General features: G+C 58.9%; 17 protein-coding genes and 1 tRNA gene. 7 read left to right on the forward strand and 11 right to left on the reverse strand.

What is annotated here, in order from left to right; all coding sequences use genetic code 11:
• Positions 1-5: 5 nt before the first annotated feature.
• Complete coding sequence (locus FIU90_RS10290) at positions 6-662, reverse strand: hypothetical protein (RefSeq protein ID WP_152434669.1); 657 nt, start codon at positions 660-662, stop codon at positions 6-8.
• A gap of 287 nt (positions 663-949) precedes the next feature.
• On the opposite strand from FIU90_RS10290, the gene FIU90_RS10295 reads away from it, so the two are divergent.
• Genes FIU90_RS10295 through FIU90_RS10305 form a run of 3 tightly spaced genes read left to right on the forward strand, consistent with a single transcriptional unit; the run spans position 950 to position 4,202 of the window.
• Positions 950-2,890 (forward strand): pilus assembly protein TadG-related protein, encoded by a 1,941-nt coding sequence (locus FIU90_RS10295; protein WP_172970245.1) that lies wholly within the window; start codon positions 950-952, stop codon positions 2,888-2,890.
• Entirely contained in the window at positions 2,887-3,498 is a 612-nt protein-coding gene (locus FIU90_RS10300) for a TadE/TadG family type IV pilus assembly protein (protein ID WP_234029487.1), read from the forward strand. The genes FIU90_RS10295 and FIU90_RS10300 overlap by 4 nt, the downstream gene beginning before the upstream one ends.
• Positions 3,495-4,202 carry a TadE/TadG family type IV pilus assembly protein gene (locus FIU90_RS10305; RefSeq protein ID WP_199799327.1) on the forward strand — a complete coding sequence of 236 codons (708 nt, stop codon included), beginning with the start codon at positions 3,495-3,497 and terminating at the stop codon, positions 4,200-4,202. The genes FIU90_RS10300 and FIU90_RS10305 overlap by 4 nt, the downstream gene beginning before the upstream one ends.
• A gap of 40 nt (positions 4,203-4,242) precedes the next feature.
• Here FIU90_RS10305 and FIU90_RS10310 read toward each other — a convergent pair whose 3' ends face one another.
• From FIU90_RS10310 to FIU90_RS10325, 4 genes are all read right to left on the reverse strand, one after another.
• Positions 4,243-5,616, reverse strand: a complete 1,374-nt coding sequence (locus tag FIU90_RS10310) for a pyruvate dehydrogenase complex E1 component subunit beta (RefSeq protein WP_152434671.1) — start codon at positions 5,614-5,616, stop codon at positions 4,243-4,245.
• A 3-nt stretch (positions 5,617-5,619) separates the two neighbouring features.
• A complete protein-coding gene (gene pdhA, locus FIU90_RS10315) occupies positions 5,620-6,714 on the reverse strand; it encodes a pyruvate dehydrogenase (acetyl-transferring) E1 component subunit alpha (protein WP_152434672.1) in 1,095 nt (364 codons plus the stop codon).
• 180 nt (positions 6,715-6,894) lie between these two features.
• A complete protein-coding gene (locus FIU90_RS10320; protein ID WP_152434673.1) occupies positions 6,895-7,194 on the reverse strand; it encodes a septum formation initiator family protein in 300 nt (99 codons plus the stop codon).
• A gap of 110 nt (positions 7,195-7,304) precedes the next feature.
• Entirely contained in the window at positions 7,305-8,465 is a 1,161-nt protein-coding gene (locus FIU90_RS10325; RefSeq protein ID WP_152434674.1) for an acyl-CoA dehydrogenase family protein, read from the reverse strand.
• A gap of 157 nt (positions 8,466-8,622) precedes the next feature.
• On the opposite strand from FIU90_RS10325, the gene FIU90_RS10330 reads away from it, so the two are divergent.
• From FIU90_RS10330 to FIU90_RS10340, 3 genes are all read left to right on the forward strand, one after another.
• Positions 8,623-9,495: a mechanosensitive ion channel family protein gene (locus FIU90_RS10330; protein WP_152434675.1), complete on the forward strand. Its 873-nt coding sequence runs from the start codon at positions 8,623-8,625 to the stop codon at positions 9,493-9,495.
• A 63-nt stretch (positions 9,496-9,558) separates the two neighbouring features.
• Positions 9,559-10,473 carry a haloalkane dehalogenase gene (locus tag FIU90_RS10335; protein WP_152434676.1) on the forward strand — a complete coding sequence of 305 codons (915 nt, stop codon included), beginning with the start codon at positions 9,559-9,561 and terminating at the stop codon, positions 10,471-10,473.
• Positions 10,470-11,675 (forward strand): MFS transporter, encoded by a 1,206-nt coding sequence (locus FIU90_RS10340; RefSeq protein ID WP_234029488.1) that lies wholly within the window; start codon positions 10,470-10,472, stop codon positions 11,673-11,675. Before FIU90_RS10335 ends, FIU90_RS10340 begins: the two co-directional genes overlap by 4 nt.
• Before the next feature lie 53 nt (positions 11,676-11,728).
• Here FIU90_RS10340 and FIU90_RS10345 read toward each other — a convergent pair.
• The 4 genes from FIU90_RS10345 to grxC all read right to left on the reverse strand — a co-directional run bounded on the left by FIU90_RS10345 (position 11,729) and on the right by grxC (position 13,415).
• Positions 11,729-11,805 (reverse strand) — tRNA-Arg (locus FIU90_RS10345).
• Positions 11,806-11,844: 39 nt separating this feature from the next.
• Positions 11,845-12,315, reverse strand: coding sequence for a DUF1178 family protein (locus tag FIU90_RS10350; RefSeq protein WP_152434677.1), 471 nt, complete (start codon positions 12,313-12,315; stop codon positions 11,845-11,847).
• Between the two features lie 8 nt (positions 12,316-12,323).
• Positions 12,324-13,142 carry a carbon-nitrogen hydrolase family protein gene (locus tag FIU90_RS10355; RefSeq protein ID WP_152434678.1) on the reverse strand — a complete coding sequence of 273 codons (819 nt, stop codon included), beginning with the start codon at positions 13,140-13,142 and terminating at the stop codon, positions 12,324-12,326.
• Positions 13,143-13,151: 9 nt separating this feature from the next.
• Entirely contained in the window at positions 13,152-13,415 is a 264-nt protein-coding gene (grxC, locus tag FIU90_RS10360) for a glutaredoxin 3 (protein ID WP_152434679.1), read from the reverse strand.
• A gap of 168 nt (positions 13,416-13,583) precedes the next feature.
• Here grxC and FIU90_RS10365 point away from each other — a divergent pair, with 168 nt between their 5' ends.
• Positions 13,584-14,069: an Hsp20 family protein gene (locus FIU90_RS10365; protein WP_152434680.1), complete on the forward strand. Its 486-nt coding sequence runs from the start codon at positions 13,584-13,586 to the stop codon at positions 14,067-14,069.
• A gap of 439 nt (positions 14,070-14,508) precedes the next feature.
• Here FIU90_RS10365 and FIU90_RS10370 read toward each other — a convergent pair whose 3' ends face one another.
• Positions 14,509-16,146 carry a CTP synthase gene (locus tag FIU90_RS10370; protein WP_152434681.1) on the reverse strand — a complete coding sequence of 546 codons (1,638 nt, stop codon included), beginning with the start codon at positions 16,144-16,146 and terminating at the stop codon, positions 14,509-14,511.
• A 96-nt stretch (positions 16,147-16,242) separates the two neighbouring features.
• A complete protein-coding gene (gene secG / locus FIU90_RS10375) occupies positions 16,243-16,632 on the reverse strand; it encodes a preprotein translocase subunit SecG (protein ID WP_152434682.1) in 390 nt (129 codons plus the stop codon).
• Positions 16,633-16,646 lie beyond the last annotated feature (14 nt).

Here is a 16,646-nt window from a genome sequence, read left to right on the forward strand (position 1 = left end):
CACAATTAGCGACCAAAGATACCCGCCTTCAAAGCAACGAGCGAGGCACCCCGCCCTTCCATTAGCGGTCTTCCTCCACGAGAGAGCGAGCGCCGCGCCAACGCTTCGAGCACGCCGATACCGCGGGCATTTCCTGGAAGTCGCCCTGATTGAGTTCGCAAGCCATTCCCCAACCTGATCGAAAGGCTGCGCTCGTCGCTGTCACTAAAACGGCTCGCCAGATCAGCATAGATATATGTCTGAGCACTCTGTGCGATGCGCTTTTGGGTTTCCCCTGAACAATCGCCAAATACTGCCGTGATGGGAGCGCTGCGTCCCGCCGCTATTGACTGCTGGCTGATGTCGTCCAGCGATTCCGCAACAATGAGCACCTCCCACCCATCGATCAGCTGGGTGAGGGTATGTTCCTCCCCAGCCCAGCCTGCGCCTATGGCATCAAGTACAGCGTCACCACGTGGGCGATCCGCGACTGGCGTCCCGAGCATGTCACGCCACCATGCGATGCGCATCTGGCCTAGCATTGGCTCGGTGGTTGCTGCGGCGATGCGTCCCAATCTCTGGTCGAGTGCGAAAACAGTACGGAGCCGCTCGCGAAGGGCCGTGGGGGTGTAGGCAAGTGCCAGCTCGATTTCGGCGGGCAGGCTTTCTGGATTCTCGGCCATCCGCGTGCTCTCGCACCAGTTTGCCCGTGCCTGTCAACGCCTTCGAGATAATCGATTGAAGAAAGAACGTGCCATCGTGGCACCCGACGGCAGAGACATCCGTCTCAGGGTCGGACTATCATCCTGATACCACGAGGTTTTCGTGCCGGCAGGATTAGCGAATTCTTCGTAACTTCCAGTTAACCATGCCCTTTCGAGCTTCGCTTACTCTTGGACGGCTATTCCCCGGTCCAATGCAATTTTTCCAACCGATCCCGATCGGGGACGAACTAAAGGATCGACGTCGTATGGATATGTTCAATCGCAAGTCAGGCGAGCACCAGAAATCGTTCTGGCGTGGGCTGGCGGAAGATCCGACAGCGAACACGATCGTTATTGCGGCCGCTGCACTTGTGCCGCTTCTCGCCATGGTCGGGGGCGGTGTCGACGCAAGCCGATACTACATGGCTGAATCGCGGCTCCAGGCGGCCTGCGACGCCGGCGCCCTCGCTGCGCGCCGGGCCATGGCCGACGACACCTTCACAGATGAGCACAAGAACATAGGCCTCGCATTCTTCGACCAGAATTACGAAGACGGCTTGTTCGGCCTCACCAATCGCGTACGCAATTACACGGCCGACAATGAGGGCAAGGTCACCGGAACCGCCACGGGCGATCTTCCGACGAGCCTCATGGGCATTTTCGGCTATGACGAATTCAACCTGAGCGTCGATTGCACCGCCGACATCAACATCTCGAACACCGACATAGTCTTCGTGCTCGACGTCACCGGTTCGATGAACTGTGCGCCCGACAATCCGGGTGGCGGTAGTTGCGGAAACACCGAAGACCCCGGCTCGAAGATAGGCGGCCTCCGTAGCGCTGTGATGGCATTCTACGATACAGTCGAAGACGCAACTTCGGATAGCGCGCAAGTTCGCTACGGGATTGTGCCATACGCCAGTAACGTAAACGTCGGAGATTCAATCCCTGATCAATACATGGCGCAAAGCCACACCTATCAGTCGCGCGTTGCGAACTTCCAAACCGTCGTCGAGTGGACCGAAGTGAGTAGGACCATCACGAACATCGATGCTGATGGGGACGAGGACTTCGAACGGTGGGATTACCAGTGGCAATACACTGGAAGCGAATCTTCCTGCGATGCGCTGTTGCCTGACGATTGGACCAACGTCACCAGTTCGCTTGGTACGCACAATCAGCAGAACATCGTGGTCAATGGCAATACCCGCACCGTGACTTATCTCGATGGCAACGAAGACATCGAAATCGGTCGCGCGTTCACCTATTACACGGGCGGGTGGTGCGCATTCGGGTGGCGTGTCTACGAAGACAAGGCTGATGTCACCTTCGAAACGGTCGAAGAATACAGCGAACGCGAAGTCTTCCAGAACTGGACATATCGTCCGGTGACCTTCGATCTCGCAACGCTTTATGACGATGACCAGATCGAACTTCCGCTCGGATCGAACGGCACCGACACCCCGGTTTCGTGGGACGGCTGTGTCGAAGAGGCCGACACCGTCGCCACTGCAACCTGGGATCCGACCCCGGGCAATGCGAACGATTTGAACATCAACCTGCAACCGTCCGGACCATCCGAATACTGGAAGCCGGTGTTGAGAAACGCCGTGTGGAAGCGCGAAGATGGTGGGAACACGCTAAGCTGGCTTACGCAGAGCGGGAATGAGAATCGCCCGAGCTATTCGTGCCCTCGTGCGGCAATGAGGCTCACCGACCTGAGCCGCACGGATCTCAACAACTACGTGAACTCGCTCCAGGCGCGCAGCAACACGTATCACGATATCGGTATGATCTGGGGCGCACGCTTCATTTCGCCGAATGGTATTTTCAGCGCAGACAATGCGACAGCTCCCAACGGTGACTCGATCGCTCGTCACATCATCTTCATGACCGACGGGATGCTCGTCCCCAACGTCGAGGTGTACGGGACATATGGTGTCGAGTGGTGGGATCGCCGGGTCACGGACAACGGTTCCTCGTCGCAAGCTTCTGACCGCCACGCGAAGCGTTTCCAGGCAGCGTGCCGCGCTGCTCGCCAGCAGAACGTGTCGGTTTGGGTGATCGCTTTCGGGACGACACTCACGCAGAACCTGATCGATTGCGCGACACCGGGCCGTGCGTTCAAGGCGGACGATGCCGATGAGCTGCGCGACCAGTTTGAAGAAATCGCACAGCGTATCGCAGCACTGAGGCTTACGTCATGATCCGGATGCTCAAGGGAAATCGCACAATACGTTCATTCGCCAGGGACACCGAAGGCGCGGCACTGACCGAATTCGGGATGGTCGCTCCGATCCTGTGTCTCCTTGTGATGGGCATCTTCGACCTTGCCCACACGCAGTACACATCGGTGCTCGTGAATGGTGCAATGCAGGATGCGGGGCGCAACCTCACGCTCGAAAGTGCTGGCAGTCAGCAGTCATCGATCGATCAGAAGGTGATCGACCAGGTGCAGAATGTCGTCCCGGCGAATGCTACCGTCACTCTCGAGAAGCTCTCGCACTTCGACTTCTCCGATATCGGCGAAGCTGAAGAATTCGACGACGAGAACGGCGACACGATCTGCAACAACAACGAGGTTTTCGTCGATGCCAATGGAAACGGAACGTGGGACGCAAACCGCGGCTCCACCGGCATCGGCGGAGCACGCGATGCTGTGCTCTACACCGCGGTGGTAACCTACCCTCGCCTATTCCCGATGTACGGGCTTGCCGGGATGGATCAGAACGTGACCGTCCGTGCCGCAACCGTGCTTCGTAACCAGCCCTACGATGAGCAAGACCGCTCGACAGAAACAGGTAATTGTCCATGACTGAAGCGAAACGCCCCATCCGGGCCGCGACCAGCTTGTCCAAACCTGCCTGGGCAAGCCGCCTGATCGAATCCACATCAGGCATCGCCCTTACGGAGTTCGCGTTCACTGCTCCAATCCTTCTCTCGCTTGGATTGATGGGTGCCGAAACCGCGAACTACATGATCACGCATATGCAGATCAGCCAGGTCGCCATGCAGGTGGCCGACAACGCGTCGCGCGTAGGCGAGCAGGACGTACTGCTTGCCCGAAAAATCTATGAGGACGATGTCAACGAAGCATTCGTCGGCGCGGAGAAGCTGGGTGGGAGATACGGCATCTTCGAAAACGGCCGTGTGATCCTCTCCAGCCTTCAGCAGAATTCCGATAACGGCCAGTGGATCGCATGGCAGCGCTGTCGCGGCGCACTTGTGCACGATTCCAGCTACGGCGTGGAAGGCGACGGTGAAACCGGAACGGGCTTCCCGGGCATGGGAGAGTCCGGTCGGGAAATTACGGCTGCGGCGGGTACGGCTGTGATGTTTGTCGAGGTGTCTTACACCTACCAGGCTCTAACGCCGTTCGACTACCTCGATGGGGAGGTAATCAACTACACCGCAGCATTCAACGTCCGCGATTCTCGCGATCTATCACAGATCTACGATCGCAACGGCACGTCGCCGGTCGCGGATTGCAACACCTATTCGGCCGATCGTCCGAGCTGACCAAAGACCTGTCGGCGAGGCGAAAAGCGCCTCGCCGCAGTTATTTGTAACAGACTTTCTTCGCCGCCTCGACGATACGGGGCGCATCGATCAGCGCGAGCTTTTCAAGGTTGGCGGCATAGGGCAGCGGCACGTCCTCGTTGCAGACGCGCAGGACAGGCGCATCGAGATGGTCGAAGCCCTCTTCCATGCAGATTGCGGTGATTTCGCTCGCGATCGAGCACGTTGGCCAACCTTCTTCGGCAATGACGAGACGGTTGGTTTTCTCGAGGCTGGTGAGCACCGCCTCTTTGTCGAGCGGACGCAGGGTGCGAAGGTCGATCACCTCAGCATCGATGCCCTCTCCTGCAAGGGTTTCTGCAGCCTCGAGCGCGAAACCGACGCCGATCGAATAGCTGACGATTGTAACGTCCGCGCCTTCGCGCATGATCCGCGCCTTGCCGATCGGCAAGACGTAATCGTCGAGATCGGGAACGTCGAAGCTGCGGCCGTAGACGAGCTCGTTTTCAAGGAAAACAACCGGATCTTCCGTGCGGATTGCGGCTTTCATCAACCCTTTCGCATCGGCGCTGTCGTATGGAGCAATGACGATGAGCCCGGGCACGCTCGCATACCACGGAGCGAAATTCTGCGAATGCTGCGCGGCGACGCGGCTCGCGGCACCATTGGGTCCACGGAAAACGACAGGACAGCGCATCTGGCCGCCCGACATGTAATTCGTCTTGGCAGCTGAATTGACGATGTGGTCGATCGCCTGCATCGCGAAGTTGAACGTCATGAACTCGACGATCGGGCGCAGACCGCCCATGGCCGCGCCCGTGCCGACACCGGCGAATCCGTATTCGGTAATCGGCGTGTCGATCACGCGCTTGGGGCCGAATTCTTCGAGCAGGCCCTGGGTCACCTTGTAAGCGCCCTGGTATTCGGCGACTTCCTCACCCATCACAAAAACGCGCGGGTCGCGGCGCATTTCCTCGGCCATGCCGTCGCGTAGGGCCTCGCGCACCGTCGTGCTCGTGAAGCTGGTGCCTTCGGGGATGGAGGGATCGTTGGCGCGCGGCTTGGCCTCTGGCGCACTGACGCCGCCAGGCTCGTCACGGCCCTCGTCCTTGCCCTCACCCGGTACCGGGTCGACAGGCGCGGGTGACGGAGAAGGAGTGGCGCTTTCCTCGCCCTCACCTTCGAGATGCGCGATGACGGTGCCAACCGGGACGTCTTCCGTCCCCTCGGGCACAAGAATTTTCGAAAGCACGCCTTCGTCAATGGCTTCGAATTCCATCGTCGCCTTGTCGGTTTCGATCTCGGCAATGATGTCGCCCGGCTCGATCATGTCGCCTTCGCTCTTGAGCCACCTGGCAAGCGTACCCTGCTCCATAGTCGGCGAAAGCGCCGGCATCTTGAGTTCTATGGCCATGACTCAGTACTCCTCCACCAGAACATCGGTGTAGAGTTCGCTCGGATCCGGCTCAGGTGAATTCTCGGCAAAATCAGCCGATTCGGCCACGATCTTGCGGATTTCCTTGTCGATAGCCTTGAGCTCGTCCTCGTTCTTGCCCGCCTCGATCAGCGCTTTTTTCAAGCGTTCGATCGGGTCGTGGTGATCACGCTGTTCCTGCACTTCCTCGCGGGTGCGGTATTTCGCGGGATCCGACATCGAGTGGCCGCGATACCGATAGGTGTTAAGCTCCATCAGCACTGGCCCTTTGCCATCGCGCACATGCTTGAATGCGACTTCGGCAGCGGCGCGCACTTCGAGTACGTCCATGCCGTTCACATCCATGCCGGGAATGCGAAACGCCGTGCCGCGCCGATGGAAACGGGTTTCGGCAGACGATCGCTTGGTCGCCGTGCCCATGGCATACTGATTGTCTTCAACCACGAACACGATCGGCAAGTTCCACAATGCCGCCATATTGAATGTCTCATAAACTTGGCCCTGGTTCGCAGCACCGTCGCCAAAATAGGCAAGGCACAGGCCGCCGTCATCGTTGTACTGGTGCGCGAGCGCAAGCCCCCCGCCCAGTGCAACCTGCGCACCGACAATGCCGTGGCCTCCGTAAAACTTATGCTCGGTGCTGAACATATGCATCGAGCCGCCCTTACCCTTCGATATGCCAGCTTCGCGCCCGGTCAACTCGGCCATGATCACCTTTGGATCGATACCGTATGCGAGCATATGGCCGTGATCCCGGTAACCGGTGATCACGCTATCCTTGTCATTGTCGAGAGCGCTTTGCAGGCCGATCGCGACCGCTTCTTGCCCTATGTACAGGTGACAGAAGCCGCCGATAAGGCCGAGACCGTAAAGCTGACCCGCTTTCTCCTCGAAGCGGCGGATCAGGAGCATCTGGCGATAGAATTCCATCATTTGCTCTTCGCTCGCATCAAAGCGCTTGTTCGCTTCGAATTCTTCCTGGAGCGAGTGGAGGATGAAATCCGGGTCGTCGGATGCGGAAACGGCCTCTGCGGCCTTGTTATTTGTCGCTTTATTGTCAGCGGGCTTCTTCGCCAAGGCATCTATTCCTTTTTGCTGCGAGACGCGCGGTCTGGGGAGGAGTGCGCGCCCGTTTCCCGCGCCCCCTATAGGCAGAGAGCCGAGCAAGACGCAACGTCAACCGCGCAGCCTCAGCGTTCCAATTGCAGTGATTTCAAACGATGTCGAAGGGGCCGCGCTCGAGAATTCGTATGCGCGTCACTCGTCCTCGATCGTGATGACGACCTCATCGGCATGGAGCACACCGAGATTCTTGCGCACCAGTTCACTGGCAAGGTCGGGATCTGCGGCCCTGGGATCGAGCAGTTCAACCCGATTGCGCAGCGCTGCTCTTTCCGCTTCAAGCTCAGCGATCTGTGCGCGGTGGTGTTCAAGCGTCTGCGCGTTTTCGCTCCACGCGAGCAAGCCCGTGGGCCCGGCAATCGCAAAGCCCGTCAGCAGGAGCAGCACGAAGAGCGCAAGGCTCTGCCGCATCTGTTCCTTCACTGGCTTACGCATTGAATTTCCCCCACGCACGGGCAGCACAGAATCATAGTTAACGCTGCGCATCAAGTCGAAACGCGACAATTCGCTCTATTTATTCGCTCCGGTGATGCAATCCGGATTTTTCAGTATGATCGCGGAAGGCCAAGCACGTGCTCGGCAAGGTATGACAGAATGAGGTTCGTCGAGATCGGCGCCACCGTGTAAAGGCGCGCTTCGCGGAACTTGCGCTCTACATCGTATTCTTCCGCGAACCCGAATCCGCCGAAGGTCTGCACGCACATATCAGCCGCCGCCCAGCTCGCCTCGGAAGCGAGGAGCTTTGCCATATTCGCCTCTTCACCCGGATTGCCGCCTTCATCGTAAACGCGGGCTGCGTGGTGCACCATAAGCTCGGCCGCGCGCATCTGGGCATAACAGCGCGCGATCGGAAACTGCACGCCTTGGTTCTGTCCGATGGGGCGCGAGAATACGTTGCGGTCGCTCGCATAGGTCTTTGCCTGCTCGATGAACCACTTGGCGTCACCTATGCACTCCGCTGCTATCAGGATCCGCTCTGCATTCATGCCCGAAAGGATGTAGCGGAAACCCTTCCCTTCTTCGCCGACCAGCGCGTTCGCCGGAATCCGCAGGTCATCGAAGAATACCTCGCACGAAGAATGATTCATCATTGTGCGGATCGGCTTGATCGTCATCCCGTTTCCGACAGCCTTCTGCATGTCGACGAGGAACATCGACAGCCCCTCGGTCTTCTTCTCGACCTGGTCTTTGGGAGTCGTCCGCGCAAGCAGGAGCATAAGGTCGGAATGTTCAGCCCGGCTGGTCCAGATCTTCTGACCGTTGATGACGTATTCATCGCCATCGCGAACCGCGCGTGTTTTCAGGCTCAAAGTGTCGGTGCCGCTTGTTGGCTCGGAAACGCCAAATGCCTGCAGGCGCAGCTCACCGTTCGCGATCTTAGGAAGGAAGTGCTGCTTCTGATCGTCGCTGCCGTAACGTAACAGCGTATTCATGATATACATCTGGGCATGCGCGGCGCCACCATTGCAGCCCGACGCCTGAATTTCCTCCATGATCACCGCCGCCTCATCGAGGCTGAGGCCACTGCCGCCATATTCGGTCGGAATAAGCGCGGCGAGGAACCCCGCTTTCGTCAGCGCGTCGACAAATTCGCCCGGGTATTCGCGGGCCGCATCCTTCCTGCGCCAGTATTTCCCGGGGAAGTCGTCGCAGAGCGCACGGACGGCGCGTCGGATTTCGGTCAGTTCTTCGGTCTCTTTGTGCATTGTCGGTCCTGATTCCGGTTTAGCGCCGGATTGCCTGCGTGACTGCGCGAAGTCCACCTACGCGAAGTGATAATCGCCCCGCTGAGCGAATTGCATTTGTTGGAACTTTCAACCAGGCCCCTCCGTTGGAGCGGCAAAAGAGGGAAAACCAAAAGACATGCTCAACACATTGCTAGACCAGCTCAACAGCATGGGCACCGAATTCGTGCGCGCGTTGCCGGATGTCGCGATCGCGCTCGTGATCGTTTTGATCACGGCGATTGTCGCCAAGTTCGCAGTCAGGATTGCGGATGGCCTGATTGGGAAGACCGACCTTCGCGCTTCGCTCCGCAACCTGATTGAAACGCTGGTCAAGCTGGGCGTCTGGATACTCGGCCTGATGATCGCCGCGATCGTGGTTTTTCCGGGCATGACGGTTGGAACACTTGTCGCCGGCCTCGGCATCGGCGCCGTCGCAGTCGGTTTTGCGTTTCAGGATATCTTCGAGAATTTTCTCGCTGGCGTACTCATCATGGTGCGCGAAAAAATGCGCATTGGCGATGTGATCGAATGCGAAGGGATTATGGGCAAGGTCGAACACATCACACTTCGCGAAACACACGTCCGCAAGCTTTCCGGGGAGGTCACGGTCGTCCCGAACTCGATCCTGTTCAAAAACCCGGTCGAAATCCTCACCGACAAGGATCAGCGTCGGCACGAGGTCGTGATCGGCGTGTCCTACGACACTGATCTCGACGAGGCAGCCGAAGTCATCCGTAAAGCTGTGACCGCCGTTGAAGAGATAGATACCGAAAGAGGCATCGATATCTTCGCACAGGAGTTCAATTCCTCATCGGTCGACTTCCTTGTCCGATATTGGGCGGGCTCCACCCCGCGAGCCGGTCGCGAGTCGACCGACAGGGTTATTCGCGCCATCAAGCGCGGCCTCGACGATGCGGGTATCGAAATTCCGTTCCCGTACATTACCCACACCTTCAAGGAGAAGGTCCCGCTGGGCGAGAAGCCGGGCGAGCCGAACACCGGCGACTAGGCGCATTGGGCTTGGAGAAAGGTTTTTTCGTGCTACTCGTCTTGCGAAAGGGAGACGACGATCATGCAAATCCTGTCCTACGACCCAGCCCGCTTCGCAGACCTGCCGGACTATCGGTTCGCTGAATACTGGCTCGAGATCGATCTCGGGGACGGGCACTCGGGACGGATGCATTATCTCGACGAGGGGCCGAAGGACGCCCCGCCGGTCTTCCTGTTCCACGGAGAGCCGAGCTGGAGCTTTCTTTATCGCAAGATGATCCCGGTGCTGCTCGATGCAGGCTTCCGCTGTCTTGCGCCCGACCTCATCGGGTTCGGCAAGAGCGACAAGCCCGACGATATCGGCTTCTACACCTATGACCGCCATATCAGCTGGCTCAAGCAATGGCGCGACGCCGTTGTGCCACAAGAGGCAGCGCTGTTCTGCCAGGATTGGGGAGGACTGCTCGGGCTGCGCCTGGTTGGAGAGGAGCCTGACAGGTTCTCCTGCGTCGTCGCCAGCAACACCTTTCTTCCGACAGGAGGTACGCCTTCACCAGCGTTTCTCGCGTGGCGCGAATTCGCCAAGACCTCACCAGACTTCAAGATCGGCGAACTGCTCCAGCGCGCTACCGCGACCGAGCGCACCGATGCTGAAATCGCTGCCTATGACGCACCTTTCCCGGACGAACCGAGCAAGGCAGGAGCGCGCGCATTCCCCGCGCTGGTTCCGGTCGAAGACGGCATGGCCGGGATCGAGCAGAACAATGCAGCGTGGCAGGGTCTCGCAGCATTCGACAAGCCATTCCTGACCCTGTTCGGAGAGGATGATCCTGTGACAGGCGGCCTTGGAGAGACGCTCGCCAGCAGGATCAAAGGCGCTGAAGGCATGCCGCACGCCATGCTCTCCCAGTGTGGGCACTTTTGTCAGGAGGACCGTCCGCAAGAACTTGCTCAAGGCGTGATCGATACAGCGAGGAAAGCGGGTTTTATCGGTTGATCAATTCCGCTGCCGACACGGCGCCCACTTATCTGAGCAAGGCGCAGGAATATGCGCTCGCCATTACCGTCGCGGTGGTTACGGCGAACGCCTACTATATCCATCCGATCATCGGTGAAATGGCCTCCGATTTCGGCGTCAGCGACGCGCGGATCGGCATGGTGCCTGCACTGAACCAGCTGGCGCTTGCGCTGGGAATACTCTTACTGCTGCCGCTCGGAGACAGGTATTCGAATAAGCGCCTTTGCATCGCATTTGTAAGCGCGCAATGCCTGTTCATGTTGGGGTTGGCGGTAGCGCCGGGGTTTGCGAGCTTTACCCTCGCCTCGACGCTTCTCGGGTTCGTCACGATTGCGCCCTATCTCATTCCTGCATTCGCATCGAAACGCGTCGCTCCAGAGCGGTTGGGACAGGTGACGGCGCTGCTCACAGCGGGAGTCATCTTCGGAATTCTAGTCGCGAGGGTCGGTGCCGGGTTGGTGGCCGCACAGTTTGGCTGGCGAGCCGTTTACTGGTGCGCTTTCGCGCTCATGGCCGCCGTTATGGTATTTCTCCCGATCACTATGCGGACCGAAGGAGTCTCCACCAAGGTCCCGCAAGAAGCGTACGGGCAACTGCTCGCGTCGGTTTTCGAACTCGCGCTGAATAACCGGGACATGATGATTTCGGCACTTATTCAAAGCCTCAACTTTGCAGCCTTCACCGCGACCTGGCTCGCACTCGCCCTGCACCTCACGAGCGACAAGCTCGGATATGGCGTCGATACCGTCGGTTATCTTGCAGGGATCGCTGCGATCAGCATCGTTTCGACGCCCAGGCTGGGACGCTGGGCGGACCAGATCGGTCCACGGCGCGCACGGCTGTTTTCGGCGATGGTTCAGCTTGGCGGTGTAGCATTGTTCTACCCGCTGGGATGGAATGTGTGGACGCTGATCGTTCCGCTGGTGATCGTAAACCTCGTCGGCCCGACGATCGATGTGACGGGGCGCATGACCTTTCTCTCGCTGGAACCGGCGATCCGCACCCGGCTCACGACAAGCTACATCGTCCTGATGTTCATCGGCGGGGCCATCGGGAGCATTGCGGGCACGAGCGTCTACGATTGGGCCGGTTGGCCTGGCACCTGCATCTTGCTGTTCGTGATATCGTCAAGCATTGTCGGCTTGTCTCTCGCAGCAGTCCGCCTGTCATCGTCCCGCTAGGGAATGCGCCGTCAAACCGGCGCACAATCTGTTGGTCTGCAGTGCGTTCGAAATGGTGTCCCCGACAGGATTCGAACCTGTGGCCTTCGGATTAGGAATCCGACGCTCTATCCACCTGAGCTACGGGGACACGCCTGACGCCCCATAGCAGCGGCGTCTTGCTAATCAATCAATTCAGTTCTTCGGGGGGAGCGACCGGAAACGGTAGCGGGGCTACCGGCACACCCTCGTCCACTAGCGACTTTGCTTCTTCAAGAGTAGCCTGCCCGTGAATCGGCGCTTCATCGCGCTCGCCATAGTGCATTTCGCGCGATTGCTCGGCAAACTTGTCTCCGACCCATGTGCTATCCTTCAGCGCTTTTTTCTGCGCCTTCGCGAGGGCCTGCATTGCTTGCTGGACCTCTGCGGGCATCGGAGTGTTCGAGACAGGGCGCGCATCGTCCTTAATCGCCGGCCTTTCGCTCAGAGTGTTGCCTTTCGCGGGAACGGCGGGCGCCATCGGTGCCTTATCGACAGCCGCCGTACCACATTCAGGACAGCTGATGAGGCCGCGCGCCTTCTGGTCTTCGTAATCCGAGGAAGAGCCGAACCAGCCTTCGAAACGATGGCCCTGTTCGCAGTGGAGGTCAAAAACGATCATTATCTTCGCTATTTGGGGATTTCACGCTTGTTGGCAAGACTGGGAACCTGTTCACGCACCTCGGCAATCCGGCCAAGATCGATATCGCAAAAGGCTAATCCGGGCTTATCACCCCCCATGTCGAGCAGCACGTCCCCCCATGGGTCAACCACCAGACTGTGACCGAAGGTTTCGCGCCCGTCCTCATGCCTGCCGACCTGGGCCGCCGCGATGACGAACGCACTCGCTTCGATCGCGCGGGAGCGTAGAAGGACGTGCCAGTGCGCCTCGCCGGTCGGCCTGGTGAAGGCTGCGGGGACGGCGATGGCATCGCACCGGCGCCTGCCGAGTTCGTCGAACAGCGCAGGAAAGCGCAAATCATAACAGACCGTCAGGCCAAGTCGCCCCAGCGGAGAATCGTCCACGGTGACGACTTGCGCACCCGGTTCGTAGGCATTGCTTTCACGCCAGCTCTCGCCGGATGAAAGATCGACGTCGAACATGTGGATTTTGTCGTACCGCTCGACTCTGCCTCCATGGGCCCTGAAGTAGAATGAACGGTTGGCTAACATCCCACTCTCGAGCCGCACCGGCATCGAACCGAGCGCGATGTCGATTCTCGTATTCGCTGCAAGACTGCGAAATCGATCGGTGTATTTACGGTAAGAAGAACTATCGATGCTGTTAGCTGCACGCTTTCGATCCCGATCGAGCAGCAAGGCCATTTCTGGCGTGAAAATCATTTCCGCCCCGCCCGCTTTGGCCTCTTGCACGGCTTCTTCAATCGCGCCGAAGTTTGCTTCCGGGCTCAAACCCGAATTCATCTGGAGAACGGCGATCTTGGGCACGTGTGCGCCCTACCCTGCCAGCAGCGCGTCGAGCTTGCCTTCGCGTTCGAGCGCGGCCAGGTCATCCGATCCGCCGACATGCATATCGCCGATAAAGATCTGCGGAACAGTCATCGCGTTGGGAGCGCGTTGCATCATCTCTTCGCGCTTCGGTCCGCCAAGCGTGATGTCGTACTCGTTGAAGTCGACGCCTTTGGCTTTCAGAAGCCGTTTCGCGCGCACGCAGAACGGGCAAGCGAACTTGCTGTAAACGTCGATTTTCGGCTGGCTCATAAGGTTGTCCCGGACCTCTTGAAACGCGATTTTGCCCAACCCAGATAGTCTGTGTCGCAGTGTTTCGCCAGTCCTTGGGAAACGCAAATCGCGGCAGACAGCGCCGGGTGCTGCACAGGCAGGCCTGCATGAATATTCAAATTGCTCAAACCGGAGGATTTGCGAATTATGTCACGTTTCGATTTTACCCCTTATCGCCGCAGCACCGTTGGCTTCGATCGCCTTTTCGACCTGCTCGAAAGTCAGGCACGGCAGAATTCGGGCGACAATTATCCACCCTTCAACATCGCGCGCAGGGGCGAAGACAACTACCGCATCACGCTGGCAGTCGCCGGCTTTCGTCCGCAGGACATCGACATCACCGCGCAGCAAAACCTGCTTGTTGTGCAGGGCAAGAAGCGTGACGATCTCGAATCCGAGGCGGAAATGCTTCACGTGGGCATCGCCAATCGCGGCTTTGAACGCCGCTTTGAGCTCGCGGATTTCGTTAGAGTCGAACGGGCCGATCTTTCCGATGGGCTCCTGATCATCGACCTCGTCCGCGAAGTGCCAGAGGCGATGAAGCCGAAGAAGATCGCGGTTAACGGCGCACCGACGCTCACCGCCGTTGAAACCAACAAGAGCGACGAAAACAAGGCCTCTGACGCAGCCTGATCGGCTACCGAGGCCACAACTTTTTGCCTAACCAAAAGCAAGGGGGCGGATCGCTAAGATCCGCCCCCGCGACTTTGAGTCGCCTCGTCACGAATTTGACCGTCCGGGTCGCAGAAGACGGTCAACCTCGTTTCGAGCCTGGTTGCATACGGTCCCCCGGTCTACCCTCCGGTGAGCAACCGTGCTGCCAAACACTTGAGCAGCATCGCAAAATTTTTTGAGAGGCCCCACCCCTCTTACTAAAACCTGTAGCCCCCGCTGACCTAGCCAGCATTCGGCTTATCGCGCAAGATTTATCTTTTCTAATTGTACGAACGCGACAGACCGATGCCGCGAGCGAAACTTCCTTTCGTGACCCGATCCGATTAGTAGCCGTGCGTTTTCAAAGCTTTGTCAGGAAAGCTGTGTTGGTCCCGTATTGCGGAGGCAAAGTTGCGACTCAGACCAAGCGAGATTGCTTGACGGCCGCTGCAATGAAACCCGCAAACAACGGATGCGGATCGAACGGTCGCGATTTGAGCTCCGGGTGGAACTGCACGCCAACGAACCATGGATGGTCCGGTCGCTCTACGATCTCCGGCAGCAGCCCATCGGGCGACATGCCTGAAAACACCAGACCCTGCTTTTGAAGCGGCTCGATGTATTTGGCGTTCACCTCGTAACGATGGCGGTGGCGTTCGGAAATCGTTTCGGCGCCGTCATAAATCTGTGAGACGTGGCTGTTAGGGCTGAGTTTCGCTTCGTAAGCGCCAAGCCGCATCGTACCGCCCAGATCTCCGCCCTCTTCGCGCTCCTGCAAGCCCTCTTCGCTCATCCATTCGGTGATGATACCGACGACCGGCTCCTGCGTTTCGCCGAATTCCGTCGATGAGGCTTCCTCGAAACCGGCTGCGCGAGCACCTTCGATGCAGGCCATTTGCATGCCAAGGCAAATGCCGAAAAATGGCACGTTGCGCTCACGGGCGAAGCGGACACTTGCAATCTTGCCCTCGCTACCGCGTTCGCCGAAGCCGCCCGGAACGAGAATCCCGTGCATCGGCTCGAGCGCAGAGACGATCTCGGCTTCGTCCTCTCCTTCGAATACCTCGGCATCGATCCACTTGATATTGACCTTCACCCGGTTGGCGAGGCCACCGTGAACGAGCGCCTCGTTGAGGCTCTTGTAGGCATCGGGCAGGCCGACATACTTTCCGACCACGCCAATCGTCACTTCGCCTTCGGGGTTGAAGTAGCGATCGGTTACGTCCTCCCATGCAGCTAGGTTGGGTTCGGGCGCGTCGGTTATTCCGAATCCGCGCAGAACTTCCGCGTCCAGGCCTTCCTTGTGGTATTGCTGCGGCACCGAGTAAATCGAAGGCGCATCGAGCGCGGGGATCACCGCCTCTTTGCGCACGTTACAGAAGTTCGCGATCTTCTGGCGCTCGCTGTCGGGGATCGGGTGTTCGGCGCGGCAAAGAAGCACGTCGGGCTTGATGCCGAGACTTGCCAGTTCGCGTACCGAGTGCTGGGTCGGCTTGGTCTTTAGCTCGCCTGCCGCAGCGATATAGGGCACCAGCGTCACGTGGACGCTCAGCGTCTGCATTGGTTCAAGCTCGTTACGCAGTTGGCGTATCGCTTCCATGAAGGGCAGCGATTCGATGTCGCCCACGGTCCCGCCAATCTCGCAAAGGATGAAGTCATGGTCGCCCTGGTCGGCTAGCGCGAACTCCTTGATCGCGTCAGTAACGTGCGGGATCACCTGGACCGTCGCGCCGAGATAGTCGCCGCGGCGCTCTTTCGCGATGATGTCCCGATAGACGCGGCCCGACGTGATGTTATCGTTCTGGTGGGCCGAGACACCGGTGAACCGCTCGTAATGTCCGAGATCGAGATCGGTTTCCGCACCGTCGTCGGTGACGTAGACCTCGCCGTGCTGATACGGGCTCATCGTGCCCGGATCAACGTTCAAATATGGGTCGAACTTACGGATGCGGACCTTATACCCGCGCGCCTGCAAGAGCGCCGCGAGCGATGCCGCCATGAGACCTTTGCCGAGCGAGGAAACCACGCCGCCGGTGATAAAAATGTACCGCGCCATGGGAGTTGGGCCTTAAGCGTTTTCTTGGATTCGGGGCAAGCGAATTGCTGCGCGGCGTGATGCACCATCCACAGCAATCGGTGATTTCAGGTAAGATTACTCGGCGAGCGGATCGTCGTTGGCGGGCGTTTCCGCCGATGCCGGTGTATCACCAGAGGCCGGATCGGCAAGCGGATCGGCCGGAGGAGCCCCGCCAAGCAGATCGTCAGTAGACTGCGCAGGAACGCTGCGATCGAGCGTTGTGGTGACGCCGCCACTGTTGGTTTGCTCCACGGCAACTGCTGCAAGTGCAATCGAAAGCGCGACGAACGTAATCGCGAGCCATTTGGTCGCGCGGGTCAGGAAGTCCGCTGCACCGCGTGCACCCAAAGCGCCATTCGGATTGCCGCCGATGCCAAGGCCGCCGCCTTCGCTGCGCTGCATGAGAACCACGCCGACCAATGCGGCTGCGACGATGGCTTGGAGTACGGTTAGGAAAAGAAACATGTGAAAAGCGTCTC

The organism is Erythrobacter sp. THAF29, from assembly GCF_009363635.1.
Classification (GTDB): Bacteria; Pseudomonadota; Alphaproteobacteria; order Sphingomonadales; family Sphingomonadaceae; genus Erythrobacter.

Coding starts and splice junctions, on each gene's coding strand:
- FIU90_RS10290 (WP_152434669.1), bottom strand. CDS start 662: ATGGCCGAGAATCCAGAAAGCCTGCCCGCCGAAATCGAGCTGGCACTT.
- FIU90_RS10295 (WP_172970245.1), top strand. CDS start 950: ATGGATATGTTCAATCGCAAGTCAGGCGAGCACCAGAAATCGTTCTGG.
- FIU90_RS10300 (WP_234029487.1), top strand. CDS start 2,887: ATGATCCGGATGCTCAAGGGAAATCGCACAATACGTTCATTCGCCAGG.
- FIU90_RS10305 (WP_199799327.1), top strand. CDS start 3,495: ATGACTGAAGCGAAACGCCCCATCCGGGCCGCGACCAGCTTGTCCAAA.
- FIU90_RS10310 (WP_152434671.1), bottom strand. CDS start 5,616: ATGGCCATAGAACTCAAGATGCCGGCGCTTTCGCCGACTATGGAGCAG.
- FIU90_RS10320 (WP_152434673.1), bottom strand. CDS start 7,194: ATGCGTAAGCCAGTGAAGGAACAGATGCGGCAGAGCCTTGCGCTCTTC.
- FIU90_RS10325 (WP_152434674.1), bottom strand. CDS start 8,465: ATGCACAAAGAGACCGAAGAACTGACCGAAATCCGACGCGCCGTCCGT.
- FIU90_RS10330 (WP_152434675.1), top strand. CDS start 8,623: ATGCTCAACACATTGCTAGACCAGCTCAACAGCATGGGCACCGAATTC.
- FIU90_RS10335 (WP_152434676.1), top strand. CDS start 9,559: ATGCAAATCCTGTCCTACGACCCAGCCCGCTTCGCAGACCTGCCGGAC.
- FIU90_RS10350 (WP_152434677.1), bottom strand. CDS start 12,315: ATGATCGTTTTTGACCTCCACTGCGAACAGGGCCATCGTTTCGAAGGC.
- grxC (WP_152434679.1), bottom strand. CDS start 13,415: ATGAGCCAGCCGAAAATCGACGTTTACAGCAAGTTCGCTTGCCCGTTC.
- FIU90_RS10365 (WP_152434680.1), top strand. CDS start 13,584: ATGTCACGTTTCGATTTTACCCCTTATCGCCGCAGCACCGTTGGCTTC.
- FIU90_RS10370 (WP_152434681.1), bottom strand. CDS start 16,146: ATGGCGCGGTACATTTTTATCACCGGCGGCGTGGTTTCCTCGCTCGGC.
- secG (WP_152434682.1), bottom strand. CDS start 16,632: ATGTTTCTTTTCCTAACCGTACTCCAAGCCATCGTCGCAGCCGCATTG.